This is a genomic window from Shewanella phaeophyticola (assembly GCF_025398315.1).
GTDB lineage: Bacteria > Pseudomonadota > Gammaproteobacteria > Enterobacterales > Shewanellaceae > Shewanella > Shewanella phaeophyticola.
Genome location: NZ_JAODOQ010000001.1, coordinates 1881610 through 1907719 on the forward strand (window position 1 = coordinate 1881610; position 26110 = coordinate 1907719).

The following is a 26110-nucleotide window of genomic DNA, read 5'->3' on the forward strand; positions in this document are numbered from 1 at the left end:
GCCTTGAAAGTCAGTTCGGTTATCGAGTCATCTCAATATTACAATGTGCCACTCGAAGAGTTACTGCAACTACTTAATAATGCTGAGCAAATACATCAACATTACCCGCGCATAGGTAAGCGACTTCCATTGATCCCAGCCTTTCCAAGATTACATAATGCCGACTATGTTGCCAAAGCTGATGCAACTGTTGCTAAATCCAGTAAAGTATTTATGTATCTTTGCGACAAATTCGACAAGAGTATAGGGGTTGAACCGTTAACCTTAGCTAACGTGAGGTTGAGCATGGAAATATTAAAATACGCCGTACCAGGTAAAGGTTATGAGTTGAGGTGTCCGGACTCAACATTATCAAGAATGTTTATGCGTTTTTGTCAACTTTTAGGCTTAAAGGGTAGGCATTTAGTATTCACGTTTTACAGGGCCGATTTAACTATTGAAGAGTCAAAGCACATTGAAATTCGGTGGAAAAAAACAATCTCAGATTTTGGTTTTAATCCTAAAAACTTTTTATTTGCAAAAGAGGATCAAGGACTCTACTTAGGTAACCATGATGGTAATGGATTTTTAGAAATCGCATTGGTCAACAATGGATATAAGCGGATACAACGACATCACAGCCTGTTTAGCTTTTTGCATTTTCTATTGATTTTGAGCTATGAGAACAAATAAAGTGTTAGCTTACTTATGTCCAAAAATGAATTAACTTCTGTTATATAACTCTTTCCAGCAACCATCAATGATACTAAATCGAAAAGATAATAATGCGGGTGCAGATGAGCCAACGAGTACCCAAAACAGGATGTTTTGGTTAAGCCCACATGGAAGTGTTTGCGGCGTCTCGCAGGATCATTTGTAAGTTAACTGACCCCATTTATTGATTAGACAAGGCCTACGCCAGTAGCCAGCCACCATCAACATCAATCGTTGTTCCGGTAACAAAATCATTTAGCACCAAAAACACAATACCTTGGGCGACTTCTTCGGCTGTACCTGCCCGTGGGATCAAATTGTTCGCGGTCATATTTTGGTAAATATTGTCACGCTCAGCCACATTTGCTTGCACCATAGGGGTATCAATAACACCCGGTGAAACAAGGTTAATTCTGCGCGGTGTAATTTCAGGCGCTAATGCACGCACAAATGCCTCAACCGAGCCACCTACAGAAGATAAGGCAATTTGTCCCGGCTTACTTTTACGCGCAGGAGATCCGCTAACCAACACAATTGCGCCATCAGCGCTAAAAGGTAATGAGTGCCATAACGCACCACATTGGCATAACCCCAAAGCTTATCGAACGAGGCTTGGTAACCGTCTATATCCATTTCTAAAAATGGCTACTCAATAGCCCTAGAGCCGCCAGTAGCTGCACTAATCAAAATATCAAAAGGTGCATGCAGCTCAAACAGTAAGGCCAATGCTTGGCAATCAAGTACATCGCATTTGGCCAAACTAACACCGACAGGAAGTTCACCAGCCTTACTTGGATCACGACTGACCGCAATCACATTCGTCCCCATTGAAGCTAGCAGCTTAGAGGTTGCCAAACCGATACCCGATCTACCGCCAAACACGATAGCTTTTTTACCGCTTACGTCCATAAATGACCTCCTATTTTTAGGGTGTTGAAATTAGGGTGTTGAAATTAGGCTGTTGAAGTAAAGGACGACCCATTAATTACTGCGGTATTGGGTCAGAATTATGCTGCCAATACGCGCGTTAAATGCGCTTGATAGCGGAGAATATCAGCCTCAATCTGTGGGTTTTTAATCACATCGTTACACATGAAGGTATCTAGAGGTGTCATCCCCAAAAACTGATGCGCTTTATGCATTGCAATATACACCCCATCGACTCCCACACCTTCAAAATCTGCTGCGGATCGGTAAAGGGTTGTTCTGGCGCATTCCAGGTTACACTAAGCATATATTGCTTACCTTGAATTAGCCCACCAGAACCATAGTGTTGGTCGGCATTCTTACGACTGCGACCATCACTTTGATACAAACGGCCATGCCCAATAGTAAATACTTCATCAATATACTTTTTAACAATCCATGGCGCCCCATTCACCAAGCGGGTGTTTGCTGAATAATAACATCAGCCCATAACCAATTTTCTATCTCAGATTCAATATCATAACCTTCATCAATCGTAGTCACTTTCACTTGATGATTTAAACTAAGCAAATGCTGCTCGGCCACCTTGGTTAGGGTGTCATTCAATTGCCCTTTTGAATGGCCAAAGTTTTTGCCACCGTTTTAAATTAATAACTTTTTCATCACAACCTACAAATTAAATAATTGACTTAAAATAACATTACGCTTTGTCCGCTCACTAAATTGCGCTTAAAACCTTAGTGGTGCTAACAACTGCCCTCGATTGATTTGACAGAATTATAAACAAGGCTAACATTGACAAAAAGTCACTAAAAATCAAAATATATTTGCCTAAAGATCAACAATGAAAGTCACCATTAGCGAGCTTTATACTTTTATCAGCATTGTGCACCAAGGCACTATCAGCCAGGCCGCTGAGCATTTAGAAATTACGGTTTCAGCCGCCAGTCGAGCACTGTCCAGATTAGAAAGCAAATTAAACACAGCATTGTTCAGACGTAACACCCGACGTTTAGAGCTAACCGAAGAAGGCGCAAAGTACTTATCTAAAGTGCGGCTTATTTTGGATGATCTTGAAGCGGCCGAAGACATGTTGCTACACCGCAAACAGACCCCATCAGGCAAACTGCGTATTGACGCGGCAACCCCATACATGCTGCATGTTATTGCGCCATTAATTGACCAATACAGCCGCAGTTATCCTAAAATTGAAATCGAGCTAGTTAATAATGAAAATCTGATCGATTTATTAGAGCAACGCACCGATGTCGCCATTCGTATTGGTGAACTAAAAGATTCAAGCTTAACAGCCACACCAATTGGGTTAAGCCAAATTCGCATTTTAGCTAGCCCAGACTATTTAGCAAAACACGGTACCCCGACAACCGTTACACAGTTAGCAGATCATCAGTTGTTAGGTTTTAGCGGTATAGAAAAACTTAATGAATGGCCAATATACGATGACTTCAATAACCGATTGCATATTCAACCTAATATCAAAGCCGATAGTGGCGAAACATTAAGGCAGTTAGCCTTATGTGGAGCTGGAATCGTGTGCTTATTTGATTTTATGACTCGCCAAGATATTGAAACGGGACTCCTAGTGCAGTTATTCACACACAGCACCTTAAAAGTTGAGAAACCCATCAATATTGTGTATTACCGGAATAAAGAATTATCAAAGCGGGTCAGCTCATTTATTGAATTTATGAAGCAAAAAATTAAAAAATAATCGGAATACATACGTACTCAGCTAACACGTTAAGAATAAGTGAATAAGTGAATAAGTGAAAAAGTGGGGCAGAGTCTGAAGAATCAACACAAAATAATGAACATAAACAATTGGATAAGTTATATGGCAAAGGACGTTCATGGCATTTGATGATCAAATTTATCGCCAAACAAATATTACCACGAGTAAATACCATGAAATTTAGTGGGGTCAGGATAAACTTTTATAAAAAGTAAATTGAAACTCTGCTTTTTCTAAAACGTTTCTGTCCATAAATGCGTTAGATCGTTCAATTACAAAGAAGGTTGAATCGAAGATATCCATACGACGGATGTAATCGCGGCTATGACCTTCGAAAACATGGATGTTTTCGCAGAGCGCCCATGGATGGGTTTACCGCGTGTCATAGAAGTGATTTCATTGAGTATCGTTGCCCATTGGTAAAACAGAGCCTCCCACAGCAAATCCATTAGCGATGAAAAAATCAGCTCAAATGGCATCGATAAATTAGCGTGTAAAAATATAAAACTTATATTTCAACAACTTAGTTTTTCATGTGTAGTAGTAATAAACCCTATAAATATTCTTGTCCAACTTTGTGGAATGACTAACCTGAAATTCTTAGATGATGATGGCTTAGTCTATTTACATCAATAGGTTACATTGATACATTTAATACAAGTGAAGTAGATATTTATTCAATAAGCTGAATGATAGCCTGTTAACTTCGTGAGGAGACAATAAAATCAAAGTTTTAAATATTATTTTATCTTTAGTCATTTTTAGCGCTGTTGTTGAAGCGAACTATAAACCTCCTGCTGAAGAGTCCAGTCAAGGAAGCACAGCTTCGGTTACTGTTGAGGCTGCTTCCAAGCTGGTAGATATTGATAAATTAAAAGTCTGTGCGGGAACAAATCCTTATTGTTCATTATCTTTAGGGGTTTTCTATTTATATGAGAAGGGAGTACAGAAAAACTATCAAGCAGCGTTTGAACTTTTTTCTTTTGCTGCAAAACATGACATTGGTAGTGCACATTTTCATATCGGAATTATGTATAAAGATGGCTTGATAGCCGGTAAGAGTGATTTTATACAAGCATTTAAAGCTTTTTCTTCTGGAGCTAGTTTAGGAGATCGCCCTTCGCAAATCTTTTTGGCATCAGCATATGAAACTGGAGAAGGCGTTAAGATTAACTATAAAGAAGCTCTTAAGTGGCATTTGACCGCCGCACAAGATGACGATATAGAACAGCTCAAAGTCTGTGATTATTATATAAATGGTTGGGGAACGAAAATAGACTACAAAAAATCGTTTGAGTATTGTAGGCGAGCATCTATAAATGGTAATGCGGAAGCAACGCAAAGATTAGCCAATCATTTCTATAGAGGATGGGGCGTTGAGAAAAATATAATGAAAGCCTATAGTCTCTTAATCATATCGAAAGAACTAGGTAATACTTCTGTAGATAAATACCTATCTTACATTAAGACGTTGTTGTCAGAAGATGAAATACTTAAGTCACAAGTGGAAGTTGAGTTTTGGCTTGAAGAAATAACTATCAATAAATTGCAAAATATCCATCTAAAAAGGACGTCTGGACTTTATAATTAAGCTTTACTAAATTTTAAAACAGCCATACTTCCTCTAACCCAAACAAGCATGATTAGAGTCATAGTCCTAAAGCATTTTTGTCCAAACTCTTGTTAGGCCGATCAGTTCTGGCACGTTTATGCCCCAAAATGAGTTACCGTAAATGCTCTAAGGGCTGCTTTGAGGCGTTGTCAAATAGATATCAACAGCCCCAATTTATTGGCAGCTTTGGTATTTGAAAAATAGTTACCTATTTTCTATTTACTAGGTCATATCAAGGTGGACAATACGATAAGATATCTTGGTATCGCACTATAAGACTCTCTCTTACTGTCAGAAAATACAGATTGCAATTATAAAATTGCCCTGATCCCTAGGGCTAGTTTATCAGCTAAAGGCAATGGGTAGATTACTGTCAAATATTTGCTCAAAATCATGTTTTTATTATAAGCTTTGGTAATGACTTCAGGCTCTATCACTAACATGAGCATATCGCTGCTCATTTTATAGACTAATTAAACAGCACATTAAGGTGGACGAATGAACTACTTTGCAGAGGGACCCTTCTAGGTAATGTAAACCTGGAGGGTAAATGAAAAAATTAAAACAGCAGTACAGAAAACGTATTAAATGCCAGAGTCAATATCTTTGGGATTTTTATCCCAGCGTTCGCAGTGGAACCCACAAGCATTTTTCAACAAAACAGGAAAAGGGCTATTATTTCCTTCACATGATTGAGTGCAGAGGGTACCCGATCAAGCTGCGAGCTGCACGAGGAAGATCTTTGGCTAACCCATGGGATGACTACCCAGCGTATGTGCATGGCCTAGCAAAAAGTTGGAAGCACAATTCCAAGCGCTTTTATCAGTACTACAAGTAAATCTTACGTTAATAAAGCTCTGCCTTTGCGGAGCTTTTTTTCGAATGCCAGAAACGACAAGAGGCACTAAAATTAGTGGCTCTATTACGCGCTACCTATAGTCAATACGTAACCGTCCAGTGAACCACACCTTTTAATAATGGCAACGATATCGGTCGTTGCTAAATCTACAGGTAGGGTGAGTTGGCCGGTGCGGGTATCAAACTGCAGTGTATTTTGATGAGTGTACTCGCAGACGTCAGTGGTGGTTTGTTTTAGTTGAATAAAGCGTGATGATGTAGCGCGCTTTGGTAAGGTTGTTTTTTGCTGGTTCTCAGCCTGTAAAGCACGTTGTTTATAATAAGTGGTAATCGAGACATTATGATGTTGGCAGAATTCAACATTAGTGCCTTTGAAATTGCTACGCTGCTGAAGTAACCCTAGCCCCTGATCTTGACCCAGTTCATTACTACTGTTCACTAATCTAGATACTGCTTCTACACATCTATTAACTTCATTAGATACCTGAGATTGTTGTTCTACAGCACTAGCAATATGATGAGTCATGTTTGTGATTTGCTCTACCGTTTGACGAATATCACGTTGATGTCCATATTACAAATGTTGATAGATCCACGCGTTTTCAGTTTCTCCGTGGTTAGTAGCTCTATCATACTCATCATTGGCATCAGAGAGTTGTTCTATTAAATCTTTCACTAAAGATTCAGCTATCTCTGTTAGCTTTTCACAATCTTTATTTGGTTTAATATCTTTCAACCCGCGGTATACTTTATTTGCATACAGCTTTCCTAGCTTAGCGTGTCCTTTCTCATGTAAAAGAAGATAAGGGTACCAATCATCCCAAACTGCTTGCACTTCTGCAGATTCGGTTTCTAATTTGGGCATAGTATAGGTAGTTGTCAAATTAGTTGTGACTTTAAATACTCTACATCTATTATGAAATGATTTCCAAGATATAGTCCACTTGATACTGTTATTTGTTAACCCATGAAATGGCTTACCACTCATGGAAATTGGTGTTGATAAGTTAAGTTCGGATAACAATGTATCTTTCGAGTTAGATGTAACTTTGTACTCTATTGTTTTCTCAATTATAGAAATCTTAGACAATGTATTGAATGAAATCAATAACAGCGCAAGTATTAAAACTCTCATAGATATCCTTATATTTGGGTTCAACCTAAGCTAAGGTAGAAATCCGATTTAGATGTTAACCCTTACATTGTTTTTGGATCTTATTCATAATAGAAACCGCAATAGCTGGCATGATAAACATGATTATAGAGTCTTTTATCCCTATAATCATGAAATATCCATCAACTTTTTCAGAGTTACTTATTGCAAAAGCCAAGGTTATTATTGAAATGGGTAAGCTGATAAAAAAACTAGTAAGCATCAGATTGTTACTCGCATACTTGATAATTAATAAACCAACTAATGCTGCTGCAATTGATACTGCAATAAAATGTGAAAATCCCAATTTTAACAAAGTTGAAAATGAATCGTTCTCAGATACATATGCTGAAGGTGATGGAGATACCGAATACATTATTTGAATCATTACAAATATTAACATTGTATACAAAAAAGCGTATCCAACATATTTAGCTATTGGTTTAACAATCATACTCCACCTTAACCTATCTAATCATTGTAACATTCCAAGATTCACAGTATGTGCCATCCGCTGTGATCCCACTATATGTACACCAAACACCGCATGATATAATAAAGGTAGTACCGCTACTACCATCATAACCACCACCTCCGACATCGCCATCAGTATCCGTTCTTTCAGAAGTATTAACAGTTGCCGCCCAGCCTAATGAAGAAAACCATGGTGCTACTGCTTCAAATTCTATACATACATTGTCTTCGTAACAAACCCAAACATTGAATGCTTCAAACTCACTATCGATCATCGTCGACATAATTTTTAAAACTGCAGCAGAAAAAGTATAACCAACAAGAAAAATTGATGTTAATTCGGTATTTACCATGCCTAAACATGTTATGTTGAATAAAGTGCCTGCCGTTGCACATGTTGTAGAGTCATTAGTTAAATCGTCAAAATCTATATATCTACTCGTTTTAAGCTGTGTGACCGAAGTATTTAGAACAGCCCAGTCTGTCAACTGTGACCTCTGTGACACTCCTTATATCGTTTGGACCTCCTAGCTCTCCACCTCCTGAGACAAGGACTACCTTATATCCTCTTATAGTTGCCGTTACATGTGAGTATACAAGCGCATACGTTATGCCATTAGAGGTTGCTGCGTATTTAGTTGTATTTAATATGCTTATTGCACGCTAGCAAAACTTGAGAACAAAAATATATTAAGTAAGTAAAATACTTATGTGATTAAACGGAGACCAATTGAAATCTGATTCATAGATCTATATCCTTATTTTTTGTGGAAATTAATTTCTAAACAACCGTGCATCACAAATATCAATAAATCAACATATGCAAGAAGTTTTTTTATCATTGCGGTAATAATTTTCCTATAGCAAGATCTTTGTCACACTCTGCTTTTCGGTTCTATCTGTGATTATCTATAAATCTTCAAATGCTTACCTTTTATATGTATGTCATTTTGAGTAATTACTGACAAAGCTAGATTGCCTCGGGTTATTGTTGGTATTTGACCAGTTTGAGCTCAGGGGCTGATCATACTCGATCATTTTTCACACGTTATCTTTAAAAACAAAGAGATAAAAAAAGACTTGATTGATCTCGCCAGTGTGATCAAATAACCCTCTTTTTTCTTTGGCTCCCGACTTACTATGCTTAAACATCTTGATAAAATTACTGATTTCCGTTCCCATATAAATCAAGAACATGATGTCATTGATATCTGCTTTCTTGTACTTAGTGCTGTTATCTCAGGAGCCCAAAGTTGGGCTGATTGCCATGAGTTCGGCACATTGAAATTGGAATAGTTACGCCAACATCGCCCATTCGCTAATGGTATTCCCAGCCAGCAAAGCATTGGCCGCATTTTCAGAGGCGTATCTAAACAATCTCTACTTGATGCACTGATGAGTTGGGTAAATGAGCACCGCATCAATACAGGGCAATCATCGATAGCTATCGACGGTAAAGTACTTAAAGGCGCCAAAGCATCCGCTTCAAGCTCAGCGTTACACATGGTAACGGCTTATGATACAGAGTCAGGGTTGGTGTTTAATGCAAAATCAGGCGCGAGCAAAAAGAGTGAACTCAAACTCGTTCAAGAGTTACTCACATGCCTTGATTTGAAATCGGAATTACTGACATTTGATGCCCTTCACTGTCAAACGCAAACACTTGATTATATAGTGAAAGAAGGTGGTGATTGCATTCTTCAAGTTAAAGGTAATCAGCCCAAACTCTACGAGTCTGTACAGGTACAATTTGCTGATTATATTGAAAAGTATCCTGATGCTGAATGTTATACGCAAGATGATAATGGCCATGGCCGTGTTGAAAAACGGATAACGTTTTAGTGTCCGTTAAATTTACCCGACGAAATGAAGATGAAATGGCCTCAACTAAAAACATTAATAGCAGTAGAACGTCATCGAAAAGTGGGTAACAAAACCAGTATAGACACGCACTTTTATGTGAGTAGTGCCGTGATGACTTCAAAGGCATTTGGATGCGCAATTCGGGCGCATTGGCAAACGGAAAATAATCAGCATTGGCTTTTAGACACGCTATTTCAAGAAGATAAGTAAAAAATGTATGAAGAGGATGGTGCCAGTATTCTGGCTATTTTAAGGCGATGAGCACTCAACTTAGTGAAGCTTCACCCAGCTAAAACAAGCCAGAATCAGAAATTTAATCGAGCCTGCTGGAGTGACGATTTCAGAGAAGAGATTATTTTCGGTACTGGTCAAAAAGTGTAATCAGCCCCCTGCTATCAAGGAGGTAAGTCATGTTAGTACACACTCAATTATTCCATGATGAAATTACGCTTAGACATTACTCTGAACGCACCCGCAAATCCTATCTGTATGCCATTACGAAACTGGCAGAGCATTATAACCAATCGATTGATACCATTACCGATACGCAATTAAGTGATTATTTCCGCTATTTAAACCTTGAGAGGCAACTATCAAGAGCGTCTATTCAACTGCAACTGAATGGTATTCATTTTTATTTTGAACACATTTTAAAACGACAATTTAGGATTGATGTGTGCTTGCCTCGCCCTAGCCAAAAATTGCGACAAGTGCTCAGTAAACAAGATATTGCTCAATTGTTGCAGCACTGCCCCAATCAGAAATATTACACCATGATAGCGCTGTGTTATGGCTGCGGATTGCGCGTCAGTGAGCTGGTGCATCTTAAAGTCAGTGATATAGATGGTCAGCGGCAGTGTCTTAAAGTGTGTCAGGGCAAAGGGGCGAAAGACCGTTTCGTTGTTATCTCCCCCTCACTGCTGAATTTATTGCGCCATTACTGGCTTAAGTATCGTCCAGATATGTGGCTATTTGGTGTGTATTCCTATGGCGACATCCATCCGTTAAATGTGTCAACCGTGCGAAAGGTACTCAAAAAAGCGGCGTTAGATGCAGGAATAACCAAACCTTGCAGCCCGCACAGTTTGCGCCATGCCTATGCGACACATCAATTAGCCGCGGGCATGTTACTGAATCAACTCCAACATCAACTGGGTCACAAAAGCATTAAAACCACCGAGCGATATCTGCACTGGTCGCCAGAGCTTGGGCATAAAGGGGGCGATTTACTCGCTAACTTGGGGTGATGAGATGGCGCATTATCACTTAAGTGACATACTGCAAACCCATTACGGTCAGTATCAACAACATCATCGACTGAGTCAGCAACAACGTCTGGTGTGTCAGCGTATTTTGGCTTGTCGCACTGCGGCGCTGGGTCAACAGCAATGGCAATGTAACCAATGCCACTATCAGCAAAGCGTGTTCTGCTCATGCCGAGATAGGCATTGTCCACGTTGTCAGGGTAAACAAACCCAGGCATGGATAGAGAAACAGCAACAGCAAGTACTGCGCTGCCGCTATTTTCATTTGGTGTTTACCTTGCCTCATGAGCTCAATGGGCTTACCCATGCCGATGAGCAGGCCAAGCAAGTGTACAGTGCGTTATTTGAAGCGGTGTGGCAAACCTTAAGCCGATTTGGCATGACCCGTAAACACTTACAAGGTCAACTAGGGTGCACTGCGGTGCTGCATACATGGGGGCAAACGTTAACCCAGCATATCCACTTACACTGTTTAATCCCAGGCGGCGTGATTACAGAGCAAGGTCAGTGGCGCGGCGTTAAATCAGACTATTTGTTTCCTGTTAAGGCGGTCTCAACCGTGTTCAAGGCTAAGATGTTGGCTGCACTACGTCAGCGTGAAATTACCATCCCAAATGCCAATAACCTTATCAATAAGCCGTGGTGTGTATACTGTAAGGCCTGTTTGTATAAAGCCGAAACGGTAGTGGAATATCTCGGGCGTTACACCCGAAAAGGCATGATGCACGAGTCACGGTTAAAGCGGGTTACCGCCAATGCCATCGATATAAGCTACGTAGATTATCGCGATAATCAACGCAAAATCATGCAGCTGGCGCACGATGAGTTCATCCGGCGTTATCTGCTGCATGTGCTCCCCGAAGGCGTGATGCGAATAAGGCATTTTGTTTTTTGGCTAATAGTTGTCGACGTAAAAAGCTAAGCCAAATTCGACAACAAATACCAACCAAAACCCTTAAAGACATTAAAATCACTGAGCAGTTAGGGCATTGGTGTTGTCCACAATGTGCCAATGGACGGCTAATGTTTATGGGGCTGGTGCCACTGCTCACCATGTTAGCGCGAGAGGTGAAATTGAGTTTGTCAGGTTAATCCCAATCTGTGTGGGAGTGTCAGCAAATAAAGCAGGCTTAGCTAATATTAAATTAGGTGAGGCGACACCCCATAACCTGATAGTGGAAAATCAGTAAATAAGGCAATAATCGAGAAATAGAAAGGATGAAAACCAACAAAAGCTACCTTAAAAGGTGTAATCAGAACAGACAATTAGCCGAAAGGTTGTACAAAATACCACTACCGCAAAAAAGCAAATTCCTATAGCATAAACTATACCGATTAATATGGATGTGGCATCGGCCAAGTCCAACAAGCGATTTATGCCTTGCAAACTGCGCAACGCATAAATACTAAAACGTTAGGCATATATGACTAAGCTATCTAGTTTCATATTAATATTCTTATTTTTTCCTTATTTTGTGAGCGCATGTATGTTTGCGAATCAAGGCGAAGAATATGATGAGCTAATCAAAATAGAAAAATTAGAGAGCAAAGATGAATATAGGTTTTCTCTTCCGCGTATTGTCGGTGAATCTAACGGTTGGCCAACCTTAACTTTAATTTATTCGTCCCATCAAGTAACTCCAGATTGTAAGGACGAAATTTTACCTGACAGAACTCAACTCATTTGCGGCTCTAAAGATCAATTTGAAGAAAAGTTAATCTTGGATGATTTTTGGAGCAAAAGTATAGATTGGGTATACAACAAAAAACTGTATGAAGGTGAGTTTAAAATTCAGAAAAGAAAGAATTATTCTATTGAATTAAACGTAATGTGGGAAACTGAGGTCTGTCTAACTTTTGGACGTAAAAGTATTATCGAATAATATGCCTAATCGGGTAGCCAGAGGTATCTAGCCTCCAGCTCCCACACCACCCTGCATGCGGCTCCGCACAGGGCGGTTCATTTAGAACCCTTAACTAGCTTTCTGGTTAGGATAATGAACTGCGATCCATCCATCTCTTAGTGAATATAATCCTGCTTTCTTCAGATACTCATTACTCAGTGCTTGCTGTATTCCTGGTGTCTTCGAGCTACGCCAAGAGGCCTTTGCTTGTGATACCACAAGCAACAGCAGCTTGGATCCTGACGCCACGTTTTAATAAGTTTTGTACCTTAGTCCGTGGTTTTCGCCACTGACGCCAGTAGCACATACGTACACGACGTCGGATCCAGTGATCTAAATCGACACATCCTTGAAAAGCGTTAGCGATACCAAAGTAGTTGATCCAGCCTTGCATGTATTGACGCACTCTAAACAGCTGATATTCCATACTAACGCCCCAATTTCGGTTCGTTAGTCGTCTCATCTTTTGTTTGAAAATGTGCAATGTTTTAGCATGCCACTGGATTTTTCCGCGATTAAATGTGAAGCCTAGGAACTTGCTTTGACTGACCTTAACCACTTGGCTTTTCTGTTCATTAACAACCAGTTTTAGCTTAATGGCAAGGTATTGAGTGATGCTCTTGAGTACTCGTTCTCCCGCTCGAATAGACTTTACCAAAATGATAAAGTCGTCCGCGTAGCGGGCGAATTTATGCCCTCGGCTTTCCAGCTCTTTATCCAGACTATCCAACATAATGTTAGAGATTAATGGCGAGAGTGAGTTACCTTGAGGCACACCTTCAAAGCTTGCTTCAAATTGGCCATTGACCATCACACCTGCTCGAAGGTACTTACCAATAAGCGCCAACAGACGCTTATCCTGCACCTTACTTCTAAGTTGAGTCATCAAGAGATCATGATTAACTCGGTCAAAGAACTTAGACAGATCAACATCGACGGCAAATTTGCGTTTCTGTTTGATGATATCCCTTACTTGCAGTACCGCTTGCTTGGCATTTCTGTTCGGCCTAAAGCCAAAGCTGTTAGTCGAGAAGAATGGGTCAAACAGTGGCGTGAGTATTTGAGCAATAGCTTGCTGTATCACACGGTCAATGACGTTAGGGATCCCCAATTTGCGTCTACCGCCATCGGGTTTGTCGATCTCCACCCGCCTGACCGCTGAGGGTTGGTATTCACCTCGCTCTAATTGAGATTTACACTGTTGCCAGCCGCCTTGTTGCATCCAGAGCGGGAAGGCTTCGATGGTCATGCCATCGATGCCCGCCGCGCCTTTATTGGCTTTAACTTGACGCCAAGCTCGGTGTAGATTTTCAGGTTCGAGCAGTTGTTGGAATAAATCGTTGTTGAAGGCCGGTTGCATATCAATACGCTGCTGATAGTAATCGTCTGGCGACGTAGTGGGTATAGACAAGTTTGACAAGACTCCTCCTTCTTCTAAATGTTCAGGCCTTCACCATGTACCCACAACGCTAACGCGGGGTATGCTATCCCAACCATTACGCTGGGCGTTGGGCTACTCGGCAACTGCTCCTGCGTTGCTCTACCTCCTGCATCCATGCAGTCGTATGCCGTCTGCTGACTTATGCTTAATCACATGCCAAGTTACCCCGTCATGCGCTATCGGTTTTGACCGCCATGGATGGCGGGAATGCAGATATTGCAGGAGCAATATATCTGCCATCTAGTTCGCTCTTTTCATTCGATGATGCTGAAAAGCCAAGGCACTTATAAACCAGAGCCTTACTGGTTAATGACCGATCGCGTGTTAAGCAGATCTCCCCAGATAAGAACATGAACTTTCTTTGCACTGCTGCATCATTTACGGTGGCCATTAGATCACGTGGTTTCGTCGTCTTGTACCCTTGCTACGCGGGGCAGACCCTGCCAACTCACCTCTAGCCTACGCCTCATATGATGTTCTTGTTCATCAGCTCGCAAATTTGCTAGCGGCTTCCTCCAGACCAAACCTTGCGATTAAGCCCTTGCCATTCGCTAGTAGTTAACGTTTAATAACAGTATGTTATTCTCTTTTAGAAAGAGTAACGGTGATCTTCCTACAGAGGACTTTCACCCCATTAGTTCATGCCCATGCTGGGCGTACACAAGGGTTTTCAAGTCGGACAAATTACAGTTGGCTTTTTGTTCGTGCCTCACTTATTTTAGCCAACTGAAATTTGCCGCTTAAAACAGCGTTACCCATAGAAAATTTAACCTGAAACTCACGAATTAGAATTAATGGTCTAACTCGGAAATGTCCAAAAACGAGTTATTCTTAGCTTTCAAATGCCCAAATTCAACTCTGGACTTGAGGTCGTTGAAGACTCTTTATAAAAGAATGCGTGAGCTGGCCATGGCCTTTTACGCACATCTGACCCATATGGATATGGGAAATGTCATAATGATGTAGGTAACATCATTGACCATGTGCTTCAAGGTATTCAGGCATCCTGCCTATCAGAGCGAGCTAGCTAGCTAGCTTTGGAGGGTATAAATAATGGGTGGCTTACTTTTTGTTTGCTATAAGAGGTTAGATTTGAAGTTAATAGATATATTGAATGATGAAAGTCTAAAGCCTGCGCTGGTAATTGGTAACGGAATCAATCGTTACAACAGTACTAAAGCTGATGGGAACAACTCTTGGGATAGAATGCTTCTGGAACTTTGGCATAAACACAGTAGGTCAGCACAGCAGATGTCTGCTCCTCAAGGGATTTCTCTGACTGAGTTTTATGATGCACTTGATCTGACCAAGAGTTCAGATGAAATCAACTTACAGAAAGAATTTTGTGGGTTAATGAGCTGTTGGGCGCCCAAAAGTCATCATGTCGTCATTTCTGAAAGGGCTCAGAATCAGGGTGTTCCAATACTTACAACAAACTTTGAAGAAACATTGTCCTCAAATATCGCCAGCGACATTACACACTTTGATTCAAAGTCCTTTACCGACTTTTACCCTTGGGAAAGCTACTTTTCCGATCATAAAGTGCGAGATCCCGCCACTGAGTTTGCGATCTGGCATATTAACGGGATGCAGCGATACAGTCGAAGTATAAGGTTGGGTTTGTCTCACTATATGGGGTCAGTTGAGAGGGCTAGACGGTTAATCCATAAAGGAAATGAATCGAGATTGTTCTCAGGAAAAAATGTTGATGAGTGGTTAGGTTATCAGAGTTGGTTACACGTTGTTTTCAATAACGACTTAGTGTTTATTGGGCTTGGCTTAGATACAACAGAAGTCTTTTTACGGTGGTTACTAATCGAGCGAGCAAAGTACTTCAATCAATTCCATCAACGTAGGAAAAAAGCATACTTTGTTCATGCTAATGACCAAACATTACAAACGGGACAAGAATTGTTCTTAAATAGTGTAGGGATTCAGGTTATACATGAAAGTTCTTATGACCAGCTGTACAGAACTCCTTGGGAATTAAGCTAACAAGAATAACATGGCCACCCAAAGCAACTAACACAAAGCCACCAACGCAAATCCAGCGCAAAAGTTCTAAGCAAAAATAACACCTGGGTCCCGGCTCAAAAGCATTATCGGGACGACGTTAGAGTGGGGACGATGTGAAAGTTGCTAACGCACTTTTGCCCCAAAACGATTTTGAGGCATAGTTATAGATGGTTGGCGTCTGTCCAAATTGAATTCATATTTCTTATGAATTGCTACATTTATTTTGATCGAAAGTTTCACTGTCAACCATTACAGCATTGGCAGCTTTTCGTCTTCTCTTAACGTGAGAACCTCATAGCTTGTACTAGTGACCAATACTGTATGTTCCGATTGAGCAGAGAGTTTTTTGTCTCTCGTGACCACCGTCCAACCATCTTTTTTGGTTTTTATTTTCGCAGTACCCTGATTAACCATTGGTTCGATAGTGAATATCATTCCCTCTTTTAATGTAAGTCCACTATTTGGCTTACCATAATGAAGCACCTGTGGCTCTTCATGCATTTCACGACCTATTCCATGTCCACAATATTCTCTTACAATACGGTATCCATGGGATTCTGCATGTCGCTGTATTGCATGACCAATATCACCAAATTTTGCGCCAGCTTTTACGTGCTTAATACCTTCCCACATAGCGTTATAAGTTGTTGTTACCAATTGAATAGCAAGCGGTGAGGCTGAAGGCATTACATATATTTTGCTTGAATCTGCAATGAATCCATTCTTCTCCAGTGTAATATCTAGGTTGATAATATCGCCACGTTTTAAAATCTCAGCCTCTTTAGGCACTCCGTGGCACACAACTTCATTGATCGATGAATTTAATACATATTGATAATCATACTGCCCTTTACTTGCAGGACGAGCATTGAGTTCATTAACAATATACTCTTCAACTTTATTATTGATATCCATCGTAGAGATGCCAGGTTGGACGTATTCGTCGAGCATCTTAAAAACCTGCGCAAGCAACTTCCCTGATTCTCGCATTAATGATATATCTTCCTCTGATTTAATCATTACTTGACTATTCATCACAATGCTCTTCAGTTATTGAAATGTTTGTGGCGGAAACACTCGCAGACTGCATCAGATTCGCCATGATTTGATTATATGAAAGTTGCGGATGTAACTCGGCTAACATGCCCATTTTGATCCAAAACTCTGCTTGTGAATTGATTGAACGTGACATGACCGAACTTGCTTTACGAAGTTCTTCATGCAGTTCTTCTGAAATTTTAACAATACCCATCAATATGCACTTTATATACAAAACGTATACATAGTGTATTTTTAAGGATCTATAGTGTCAAATTTTATGGAGTCTGTTAATAGTTGTTTTAAAAGATCTTTTGAACTAAAGTTGTATGTGGATTATCGAGATAATAGAAATCGACGTTGTTACTAATTCTGGTAAAAAAATTGGATTATGAATTGACACGGAGAGTACATGTTTTCACGTAGTAGGATACCACCTCGACTTCTTTTGGTTGACGACGATGTTAATCAAATTAATATCTTAAATAAGGTGCTTCAAGCCATTGGACAGGTTTTTTTCGAGCAGAATGGATTATCTGCCTTAGAGCAGGCTATTAAGATTCGTCCTGATGTTATCTTGTTAGACATAGACATGCCTGGCCTGAATGGCCATGAGGTATTGGCTCAGCTAAAAGACAACGAGTTGACTTGTAACATCCCCGTCATTTTTATTACTTCATATAACTTTGTCGAAGATCAACTTCTCTGTTTAAGAGAAGGGGCTGTAGATTTTATTGCTAAACCATTAGAGCCTGATGTTGTCGCAGCTCGTGTTAATACTCACTTAATGCTACGCAAAAGAGAGCGTGAGTTGCTCGAAGTTTACCGGCATGCTCAAGTCACTTTAAATTCAATAAGAAATGCGGTTATTACGACTGACAAGGATGCGAGAGTCACTTTCATGAATCCAATCGCAGAGCTAATGATTGGAATGTCGTTAAATGATGCAATGGGATGCTTTATTGAAGAAGTAATGCCATTAAGAATAGGCGATGATGACTCTCCACACATTAACCCTGTGCGTATTTGTATCCAAGAAAATAGAGTTGTTGGTATGGCATTCAACTGTCAGATGATGAAACAAAATAGTCATTGGATTTCGGTTGAAGACAGTGCAGCCCCGCTTATTTCACAAGACGGCGATGTCATCGGCTCCGTCATTGTATTTGATGATATTAATCAGTCTCAAGTAATGGCTCTAAAAATGTCCAATACCCTTCAATATGATCAACTGACTAACCTCCCTAATCGCTTTTTACTGATGGAACTCCTTAATACTAAGATGGCTCGGAGTCAAAGAAGTAACGTTAAAATTGGTTTGATTTTGTTTGATATTAATCGATTCAAACTCATCAATGAAGAATTTGGGTTTCAGTTTGGTGATGAGTTGCTTAAAAAAATAGCCCTATGTATTAAATCTCAACTGCATAATAATGAAACACTTAGCCGGCATCATGCCGATGAGTTTATGGTGTTGGTTCCTGAGTTGAAGCATCCTAGCGATTTAGCCAATTTGGCCGTCATGATCAGAGAGCACGTGATGGAGCTAGCAGAGCTACAGCCTGAGATCCATAATTTCTCAACCAGCATGGGACTAAGTGTTTATCCTGATGATGCAGCAGATGCTCAATCCTTATTGCTGCATGCTGATGCCGCTTTACATAAAGCTAAAACTGACTCCATACATGATGGTTTTAGCTTTTACTCTGAAGAAATGGAATCACGCTTTATCTCCCGACGTCAACGCTATATGCAGCTTAAATCTGCCATTGTGGATAACAATGTCATCGCTTTATATCAGCCTCTCGTGGATGCAATTACTGGACAGTTAAATGCCGTTGAAGCGCTTATGCGTATCAAAGAGAACGATGGTTCATTGATTTCCCCTATTGAGTTTATAGCGCTTGCGGAAGAAACACGTTTGATCATTCCATTAGGAGAGAAAATGATTCAACTTGCCTTTCAGCAGTTGAAGAAGTGGTGTGACGAAGGATTGAAGATTCGAATGTGTTTAAATATATCTCCAATACAATTTATAGATCCGCATTTTGTTCCTTTCTTGCTAAAAGCGATTGATAAGTATCACGTCAGTCCAAAAATGATTGAACTTGAATTAACCGAAAGCCTAATGCTCGATAACTTACAGCAAGTGATCAGCGATATGGAGCAACTGCGAATAATGGGGATATCCATTTCAATCGATGACTTTGGTACAGGTTTTTCTTGCCTAAGCTACCTTAAAGAGTTGCCTGTAGACGTTTTAAAAATTGATAAATCTTTTGTCGCGCAGCTTAGCGTTGAAAAACCGGATGAAATTCTGGTTAAGACGATCACAACGCTAGCACAAAGTATGAATTTAAAATCCGTAGCGGAAGGTGTTGAATCGTTAGATCAGGCTCGTCGACTCAAAGAGTTAGGGGTTTCATATCTCCAAGGTTATTACTTTTCGAGACCCGTTACGGCCAATGAAGTAAGAGACTGCTACGACATATGACTATTAAAAACATTAAAAAAATTGGTTTTCTTGCTTGCTGGCTTCCATTACTAGTTGGTGTTTTTAGTACCTTAGTGGTTGCGTGGATTGTCGACTATAAAAACAATTATGAAGTCAATTTATATACAAACAACCTAGCAAATAAAACCGAAAGCCTCATAGAGCAACGTTTTCAGCACTTTCAATATGGACTACGTGGTGCCAGAGGGGCAATTGTCACTGCTGGGGTTGACGAAATTACTCGAAAACAATTTGAGCAGTATAGTGGCACACGTGATGTAGAGGACGAGTTTCCTGGGGCGCTTGGTTTTGGTTTCATAAGACGAGTATCGGTTGAACAAGAAAGCGATTTTCTTACTCATGCCCGATCAGATGGCGCGCCTGACTTTACTATTCGAGCATTAACAGAACACGACAATGATCGATTTATCATTCAGTATATTTATCCAGCGGAAAATAATAGACAGGCAATTGGGCTTGATATTGGATCCGAAGCCAATCGACGCGCGGCGGCATTATCGGCAGCCAGAGAGGATAAACCTTACTTAACCGCGCCAATTACACTCGTGCAAGCAGATAAAAAGCCTCGTAAAGGCGCATTGGTGCTTTTGCCTATCTACTCTGCTAATACAACTCTTAACACGGCAGAAGAGCGAGAGACGGCTGTTGTTGGGTGGTCTTACGCTCCGTTAGTCATTGATGATGTACTTGCTCATCTTGAGTCCTTAACAGATCAAGCTTCAGTAACCTTAACTAACTTAACAGAAGCCGAACCTTTTTATCGTTCAAGTGATTCAGAAATAAATGGTTCCATAGAAAATGCAACGGCTCGTAATATTTTTGTACTGTAGCCAGCATTGGAAGATGGAGCTCATGCCGTCAACTCAAGCTATAAATCAAATAACAACATTAAATGTAGATTCAGTGATTATTTTGGGGCTAGGGCTAACCTTGTTTGCTCTTTTCGTTATTAATTTATTACGCTCCAATCCAACGATAGTTAATCAAAGTAACGAGAGCTATCAGCTTAGTTTAAAAAGTATTTCAGCATTTTTCAAAAGCCCTCAGTTCAAGCGATCTTGCCCATTTGGGCTACTGGTAATGTTCTTTATATTCTTCGTCTCAGCTTGGTTGATCACACAAAGTCACTTAACTAAAGCCGTAAACCATTTGTCGGCAACAAAACAGTCGGCATTTTCAATATTCGATGAAGAAGCTAGGCAGTATCGTCGAGATACTCTCTTTCTTGCTAGTTCACAAACAATAATGAAATTAAAGGCACAGTTTGGCGATGCTGATAAATTAGATGAAATGAATACTCTGTTGCAGCAGTCAGATGAAAGGCTAACAGACATTTTTAAAGCCTATATGTTGTCCAAGACCGAGGTTTATCAAGTACGATTTATAGAAGCAGATAATGGTTGGCAGGAACGAGTCAAAGTGCAGCGCCATGGCGAAGAGCTTAAAACATTTAACGAACAAGAACTCCAGTCTAAACAAAATGAACCTTATATTGGCCAAACGCTTAACGTTGGTTGGGGAAATGTTTTTCAGTCTGATATTAATTTAAATCGTGAGTTTGGCAAAATCGAACAACCAATGAGACCTGTTTGGCGCTTTTCTACAACAGTATATTATTCTGATGGTCGCCCACTCGGTATTATCATTATCAATGTCAATGCCGATCGCTTTCTGAAAAAAATCGCAAAGAACACGACACTAAATACAGAGTTATACATTACCAATAACGATGGGGGCTTTTTACTACACCCTAATTCATCAAAAGATTTTACTTTCGAGTATGGTGACTCTAATCGGTGGCAGGATGAATTTCATCCAGTCCATATACCATATGGTTTTAACTATTTCGATTTCACTGTTTTTAGTAGCCAGCAAGGTTATGTGTTTGCGAATGAACTTGATTTTTCATTAAGCAGTAATTCTAGTGAGCGAGTAATAAGAATTTACGCAACCATCTTCCAGTTCTTGGTTTTTAAAAACGTAGCGTTCGAAATCGGAAGTGTACTTTTAGCGCTCCTGTTGATCAGTTTGATTAGTGTCATTATCCAATATTGGATGTGGCTGAGTGAGAAAATACGTCAAAGAGAGGCTTGGAACACTCAAGTAGAATTGCAACGCAATAAAGAAATGGCAAGATTTAAGGGATTATTAGAATCGGCTCCTGATGCAACATTTGTTATTGATGAATTAGGTATCATTCAGGTCGTTAATACACAAGCTGAGAACATGTTTGGCTATGCTCGACTTGAATTAGAAGGAAAAGAAATACAAAAATTATTACCAGAATATTCGAGACAAGTGAGTGAATCGAAAATAATCGATAGGATGCGGGATGATGATCAGTACTTAGTCCAAGAGGGCAATAAAGAAAGTATTGCACAAAAGAGTAATGGTGACGACTTCCCCGTTGAAATAAGTTTAAGTGCCGTAAATTTAGACGAGCAAATCTTGGTGTCTGCCTCCGTGCGTAATATAAGCGAAAGACTTAAAGTGGAAGAGAAGCTTAGAAATGCGTTACGCGATGCAGAACTGGCCACACAGGCAAAAAGTGCCTTTCTAGCGAATACTAGTCATGAGATTCGTACCCCACTTAATGCCGTTATTGGTCTAAGCTATTTATTGGCTGAGGAGAAATTAACAGAGGCGCAACACCAGCTAGTGTCGAAGATTCAGATTTCAGGAAAGTCTTTGTTGGGGATAGTGAACGATGTATTGGATCTATCAAAGATAGAAGCTAACGAAATGGAGCTTGAAGCTCAGCCTGTCGAGTTACGAGAACTCTGTGAAGAAGTATCAAGTGTGTTTGCCATTCAGGCAGAAGCAAAAAATCTAGAGTTCCATTTTGAGTTAGATCCTAAACTGCCTTTCTGGGTGAGCACGGACAGCACCAGATTACGCCAAATATTGGCTAATTTAATCAGTAACTCTCTTAAATTCACCACAATTGGTAAGATTTCCATTAGTGCCAAAGTCGAAGAGACTGAGCAAGTACTGCCTGAAAACCATATTAATGTACGGCTCACGGTTACAGATACAGGGATTGGTATATCACCCGAAGCACAAGCCCGTTTATTCAAGCCATTTAGTCAAGCCGATTCAAGTACCACTCGGCGTTTTGGTGGTACAGGGTTAGGGTTATCTATCGTTCATCAATTGGTTAGTTTAATGGATGGGAAGATTGGCATTGAAAGTACAGAGAATGTGGGCAGTCAATTCTGGGTGGACTTACCATTAAGAGTCCAAACACTTGAAGAGATTGCTGCGCAAGAAAACCATAATCAAACGCTTTTTGTACTGATTGCCGAAGATGACCCAGCAGATGCTCAGCAGTTACGAAAAATGACACGGGCGCTGGGTTGGCGTTCTGAAGTTGTGAGTAATGGGGTTAAGTTAGTTGATGCCTATATTTCACGTCAAGAAAATAATCTGCGCCCGCCAGACGCCATGATCGTAGACTGGCAGATGCCTTTAATGGATGGTGTAGAGGCTATGAATGTGTTGGCGAGCAAAATTGGGCGAGAAAACATCCCTGCTGTGCTTATGGTATCAGCACACGATAGAGATGCCATTATAAAAAATGACCCAGTGCATTATGTAAGTGGTTTCTTACTGAAACCAGTTGATCCATCATCGTTGTTTAATGCAGTAAACGACGCTGTAACACTCAATACTGGTAATTCTAAGCGTGTACTGCAATCGACTCGTGCCGAAGCCGTAGGAGCAAAATGGTTACCTAATATGCGCTTATTGGTCGTCGATGACAGTCCGACCAATCTTATCGTTGTCAGCCATGTATTAAAACACAATGGTGCATTAGTACAGACGGCGAATAGCGGAGAAGAAGCGTTAATATTGTTAGAGGATTCATCTAATGACTATGATGCCGTATTGATGGATGTCCAAATGCCAGGTATTGATGGCCTTGAGACGACCGAGCTAGTCAGAAAGAATTTAGGACTGACGTCATTACCGATTATTGCACTGACTGCTGGCGCATTAGTAGAGGAGAGAAATCGTGCGCTGGAAGCCGGCATGAATGATTTCCTTACAAAACCTATTGATCCATCAAAGCTTATTAATGTATTACGCACATTGGTAGAGGCTTATCGTGGCAAAGAAATCGCTATAGAGTCTCTGCATTCAATAGCGTCTGAAACAACTCAAGAAATAGATAGCTGGCCAGTTATTACTGGACTAAATCTTGATAAAGCGAAAAATTTATTACTTGGAGATAAAGCACTTTTCTTGAATACCTTAGATGGCTTACTACTTGAATATTCTAATCTAGCATTAGCGCCAGAGAATGATATTGATCAACCAAAATCAGCATCCTTACGACTCGAAATGGCATCTCAAGTACATAAATTGAGAAGTGTTTCAGGCATGGTTGGTGCAGAAAAAATGCAGCAACTTGCCGCACAAGCTGAAAAAATATTGCGTTCTGAAGATGATCCGGCGAAACAAGTATTAGTAGAACTCTCTTTGGAATTACAAAAGCTACAGCAAGCCTGTTCAGCAACGTTATTGATTTGGAGAAAAGAAAAGCCAGATAGGACAGCGTCTAAAGGCGAAGCACCCATACTTCAATTAAAAACAGTGACGCAAATTTTATTGCTACTAGAAAAGCAGGATTTGAGCGTTTTGGGGGAGTTTGATGAAAATAGTGCATCATTTAGGAATGCTTTAGGTGATGAGCTCTTTGAAGAACTTCAAGAACATTTAGAAAAGCTTAACTTTAAAGAAGTTATAAGCATCCTCACTCCTCTTATAAACACTCTTGGGCCAGATAGTATTATGATAAAAACGAATCACACTCTTGCTGATATTTTGATTATTGATGATGACAAGTCGGTAGTCATGGCTTTGCACAAAACATTGAATAAAATTGGGCGCATTCGTTTTGCATCGGATGCTAAGCAAGCATTTGTAATGATTAAAGAAAAACATCCTGATTTGATATTACTTGACGTGGAATTGCCAGACATCGGTGGTTTGGAAGTGTGCTCTATTCTAAAAACAGTCCAAGAAACAGAGAGTATCCCAGTATTGTTTATTACCAGTAATACCGAAGTGGGTTTTGAGGAAAAGGTATTTGACGTTGGAGCCGCTGATTATATTGTTAAACCACTAAATCCACGAGTTGTGGCTGCACGTGTTCAAACGCATATAGATTACCAACTCGCTATTAAGTTACTAGAGAAGTTAGCACATACAGACAGTATGACAGGACTTGCCAATAGACGCACGTTTGATGAACGGCTAATTGTTGAGTTGCAGCGTGCCCGTCGCGAACAAGAACCGCTTACTGTTGCACTAATAGATATTGATGAGTTTAAAAAATTCAACGATCATTTTGGTCATATAGAAGGTGATGATTGCATTAAAGACATCGCATTAGCCTTAGGCAATAGTATGAAACGCTCAACAGATCTTGCCGCTAGATATGGTGGTGAAGAATTTGCTTTTATTCTACCGAATACCGATGTTGAAGGTGCCAATACAATACTTTCCGTTCTACTCCAGTCTATTAAGCAGTTAAACCTTACTCATGCCCCAGAAGCTAAATACGATGTGGTTACAATATCTATTGGGTATAGCGCAGTGATACCAGGACAGAAATACGCAAATGACTCGGACGACTGGGCTGTGGTTAAAGCTGCTGACCACGCTTTATACGAATCAAAGCAGAATGGCCGAAATCAAGTTAGCTATGAACAGCTAGGTAGCCTTTGAATATGCCCATGCCATTAGATTATTACTTTTTTAATTTTTACAGGTAATGGAAAAGGCTTCCGGTTTTATACAATATTTTGTAGGCAGTTTAAAAGTTTGATTTAATTTTTTTGTGATTCGAGGTGCTTTTTAGTTAAACCCGCGTTTGTTATTTCAATACTGTAAAACTAAAAATTATTTAAAACAAATCACTTAAATATCATTAACTAGAGTATAAGCACCAACACGCTTATGCCCCAAAGTGTGTTTCAAATATGGCTAGAGGCCACTATAGTCATAGTGCTTCGCTCAGTTTTACTTTTATTATGAAAGAATCACAGTCGGCGTTTTTCAAGGTAGATGTCGTCTAAGCTGTTAAGCTGCTTCTTTTTCGTTCTCTGGGTTTAACTCCACATCACCGATTTCATGCCAGTTTCTGGTGCCATTTGACCAGCGGTTAGGGTTATTTTTTTGCGCTTTTTTGTATAACTCACGGCGTTTTGCCAATATCGCTTTATCTTCACCATGATGACGCTGTGCGGGTGTCACGAATTTGATACGACTATGTCTGTGCTCATTGTTGTACCAATTCGCGAAGTCTTTCACCCAAGCTCTTGCATCTTCAAGGCTTTTAAAGCCTTCACTTGGCCAGCGGCGGCTGTATTTGACCGTGCGAAACAGTGATTCCGCATACGGCAGTTGGGGAATCTCATAATTAAAGTCGAATTCTGGCCTGCATTTGTAATAGTAATACTTGACGGTACCTTATTGGCTAAGATGTTCTTTCTAATGTAGCAACTAATGATGTATAAGATTATGATAAACAAAAGAAACTATTTGAACATTTTTACACCCTCTTTTTAATTAATAATCTTAGAGGAATAAA

At 40.1% G+C, this 26110-nt stretch carries 20 protein-coding genes and 5 pseudogenes; 13 read left to right on the forward strand and 12 right to left on the reverse strand.

What is annotated here, in order from left to right; all coding sequences use genetic code 11:
- Positions 1-3: 3 nt before the first annotated feature.
- Positions 4-672 carry a hypothetical protein gene (locus N4T56_RS08820; RefSeq protein ID WP_261732957.1) on the forward strand — a complete coding sequence of 223 codons (669 nt, stop codon included), beginning with the start codon at positions 4-6 and terminating at the stop codon, positions 670-672.
- Between the two features lie 220 nt (positions 673-892).
- Here the strand turns inward: N4T56_RS08820 and N4T56_RS08825 are convergent, their stop codons facing one another.
- The 4 genes from N4T56_RS08825 to N4T56_RS22730 all read right to left on the reverse strand — a co-directional run bounded on the left by N4T56_RS08825 (position 893) and on the right by N4T56_RS22730 (position 2226).
- Positions 893-1288 carry an SDR family oxidoreductase gene (locus N4T56_RS08825; protein WP_261732958.1) on the reverse strand — a complete coding sequence of 132 codons (396 nt, stop codon included), beginning with the start codon at positions 1286-1288 and terminating at the stop codon, positions 893-895.
- 50 nt (positions 1289-1338) lie between these two features.
- Entirely contained in the window at positions 1339-1602 is a 264-nt protein-coding gene (locus N4T56_RS08830) for an SDR family NAD(P)-dependent oxidoreductase (RefSeq protein ID WP_261732959.1), read from the reverse strand.
- A 202-nt stretch (positions 1603-1804) separates the two neighbouring features.
- On the reverse strand, positions 1805-2074 hold the full coding sequence (locus tag N4T56_RS22725; RefSeq protein WP_390904028.1) for an NAD(P)H-dependent oxidoreductase: 270 nt from the start codon (positions 2072-2074) through the stop codon (positions 1805-1807).
- The gene (locus tag N4T56_RS22730) at positions 2071-2226 is read right to left on the reverse strand and encodes a hypothetical protein (protein WP_390904029.1); all 156 of its coding nucleotides are present in this window, start codon (positions 2224-2226) and stop codon (positions 2071-2073) included. The genes N4T56_RS22725 and N4T56_RS22730 overlap by 4 nt, the downstream gene beginning before the upstream one ends.
- Positions 2227-2464: 238 nt before the next feature.
- Between N4T56_RS22730 and N4T56_RS08840 the strand changes: the two genes are divergently transcribed.
- The 4 genes and pseudogenes from N4T56_RS08840 (at position 2465) to N4T56_RS08850 (ending at position 5823) form a co-directional block, all read left to right on the forward strand.
- Positions 2465-3352, forward strand: a complete 888-nt coding sequence (locus tag N4T56_RS08840) for a LysR family transcriptional regulator (protein WP_261732960.1) — start codon at positions 2465-2467, stop codon at positions 3350-3352.
- Positions 3353-4235: 883 nt separating this feature from the next.
- Positions 4236-4358, forward strand: a pseudogene (locus N4T56_RS22735) (hypothetical protein); the annotation flags it as partial.
- A gap of 45 nt (positions 4359-4403) precedes the next feature.
- A complete protein-coding gene (locus N4T56_RS08845) occupies positions 4404-4964 on the forward strand; it encodes a tetratricopeptide repeat protein (protein WP_261732961.1) in 561 nt (186 codons plus the stop codon).
- Positions 4965-5535: 571 nt separating this feature from the next.
- Positions 5536-5823: a hypothetical protein gene (locus N4T56_RS08850; protein WP_261732962.1), complete on the forward strand. Its 288-nt coding sequence runs from the start codon at positions 5536-5538 to the stop codon at positions 5821-5823.
- An 84-nt stretch (positions 5824-5907) separates the two neighbouring features.
- On the opposite strand, the gene N4T56_RS08855 is transcribed toward N4T56_RS08850, so the two are convergent.
- The 4 genes from N4T56_RS08855 to N4T56_RS08870 are packed head-to-tail and all read right to left on the reverse strand — an operon-like array spanning position 5908 to position 7958.
- On the reverse strand, positions 5908-6369 hold the full coding sequence (locus N4T56_RS08855) for a hypothetical protein (protein ID WP_261732963.1): 462 nt from the start codon (positions 6367-6369) through the stop codon (positions 5908-5910).
- A 48-nt stretch (positions 6370-6417) separates the two neighbouring features.
- On the reverse strand, positions 6418-6978 hold the full coding sequence (locus N4T56_RS08860) for a DUF922 domain-containing Zn-dependent protease (protein WP_261732964.1): 561 nt from the start codon (positions 6976-6978) through the stop codon (positions 6418-6420).
- Positions 6979-7033: 55 nt separating this feature from the next.
- Entirely contained in the window at positions 7034-7450 is a 417-nt protein-coding gene (locus N4T56_RS08865) for a hypothetical protein (protein WP_261732965.1), read from the reverse strand.
- 13 nt (positions 7451-7463) lie between these two features.
- Complete coding sequence (locus tag N4T56_RS08870; protein WP_261732966.1) at positions 7464-7958, reverse strand: hypothetical protein; 495 nt, start codon at positions 7956-7958, stop codon at positions 7464-7466.
- A 652-nt stretch (positions 7959-8610) separates the two neighbouring features.
- On the opposite strand from N4T56_RS08870, the pseudogene N4T56_RS08875 reads away from it, so the two are divergent.
- The 4 genes and pseudogenes from N4T56_RS08875 (at position 8611) to N4T56_RS08890 (ending at position 12481) form a co-directional block, all read left to right on the forward strand.
- Positions 8611-9714, forward strand: a pseudogene (locus N4T56_RS08875) (ISAs1 family transposase).
- 29 nt (positions 9715-9743) lie between these two features.
- A complete protein-coding gene (locus tag N4T56_RS08880; RefSeq protein WP_261732967.1) occupies positions 9744-10580 on the forward strand; it encodes a tyrosine-type recombinase/integrase in 837 nt (278 codons plus the stop codon).
- Positions 10581-10584: 4 nt separating this feature from the next.
- Positions 10585-11690, forward strand: a pseudogene (locus N4T56_RS08885) (IS91 family transposase).
- Positions 11691-12085: 395 nt separating this feature from the next.
- A complete protein-coding gene (locus tag N4T56_RS08890; protein WP_261732968.1) occupies positions 12086-12481 on the forward strand; it encodes a hypothetical protein in 396 nt (131 codons plus the stop codon).
- A 90-nt stretch (positions 12482-12571) separates the two neighbouring features.
- Here N4T56_RS08890 and ltrA read toward each other — a convergent pair.
- Positions 12572-13922: pseudogene (gene ltrA / locus N4T56_RS08895) on the reverse strand (group II intron reverse transcriptase/maturase).
- Between the two features lie 1074 nt (positions 13923-14996).
- On the opposite strand from ltrA, the gene N4T56_RS08900 reads away from it, so the two are divergent.
- Positions 14997-15938 (forward strand): hypothetical protein, encoded by a 942-nt coding sequence (locus N4T56_RS08900; RefSeq protein WP_261732969.1) that lies wholly within the window; start codon positions 14997-14999, stop codon positions 15936-15938.
- 270 nt (positions 15939-16208) lie between these two features.
- Here N4T56_RS08900 and map read toward each other — a convergent pair whose 3' ends face one another.
- The gene (gene map, locus N4T56_RS08905; protein WP_261732970.1) at positions 16209-16994 is read right to left on the reverse strand and encodes a type I methionyl aminopeptidase; all 786 of its coding nucleotides are present in this window, start codon (positions 16992-16994) and stop codon (positions 16209-16211) included.
- Entirely contained in the window at positions 16987-17211 is a 225-nt protein-coding gene (locus N4T56_RS08910) for a ParD-like family protein (protein ID WP_261732971.1), read from the reverse strand. Before N4T56_RS08910 ends, map begins: the two co-directional genes overlap by 8 nt.
- 198 nt (positions 17212-17409) lie before the next feature.
- Here N4T56_RS08910 and N4T56_RS08915 point away from each other — a divergent pair, with 198 nt between their 5' ends.
- From N4T56_RS08915 to N4T56_RS08925, 3 genes are read left to right on the forward strand one after another with little or no spacing between them, the layout of a single operon-like run.
- Positions 17410-19491, forward strand: a complete 2082-nt coding sequence (locus N4T56_RS08915) for a two-component system response regulator (RefSeq protein ID WP_261732972.1) — start codon at positions 17410-17412, stop codon at positions 19489-19491.
- Positions 19488-20342 (forward strand): CHASE domain-containing protein, encoded by an 855-nt coding sequence (locus N4T56_RS08920; protein WP_261732973.1) that lies wholly within the window; start codon positions 19488-19490, stop codon positions 20340-20342. The genes N4T56_RS08915 and N4T56_RS08920 overlap by 4 nt, the downstream gene beginning before the upstream one ends.
- A 22-nt stretch (positions 20343-20364) precedes the next feature.
- Positions 20365-25245 carry a response regulator gene (locus N4T56_RS08925; RefSeq protein ID WP_261732974.1) on the forward strand — a complete coding sequence of 1627 codons (4881 nt, stop codon included), beginning with the start codon at positions 20365-20367 and terminating at the stop codon, positions 25243-25245.
- A 354-nt stretch (positions 25246-25599) separates the two neighbouring features.
- Here N4T56_RS08925 and N4T56_RS08930 read toward each other — a convergent pair.
- A pseudogene (locus N4T56_RS08930) lies at positions 25600-25920 on the reverse strand (integrase core domain-containing protein); the annotation flags it as partial.
- Positions 25921-26110: the final 190 nt, after the last annotated feature.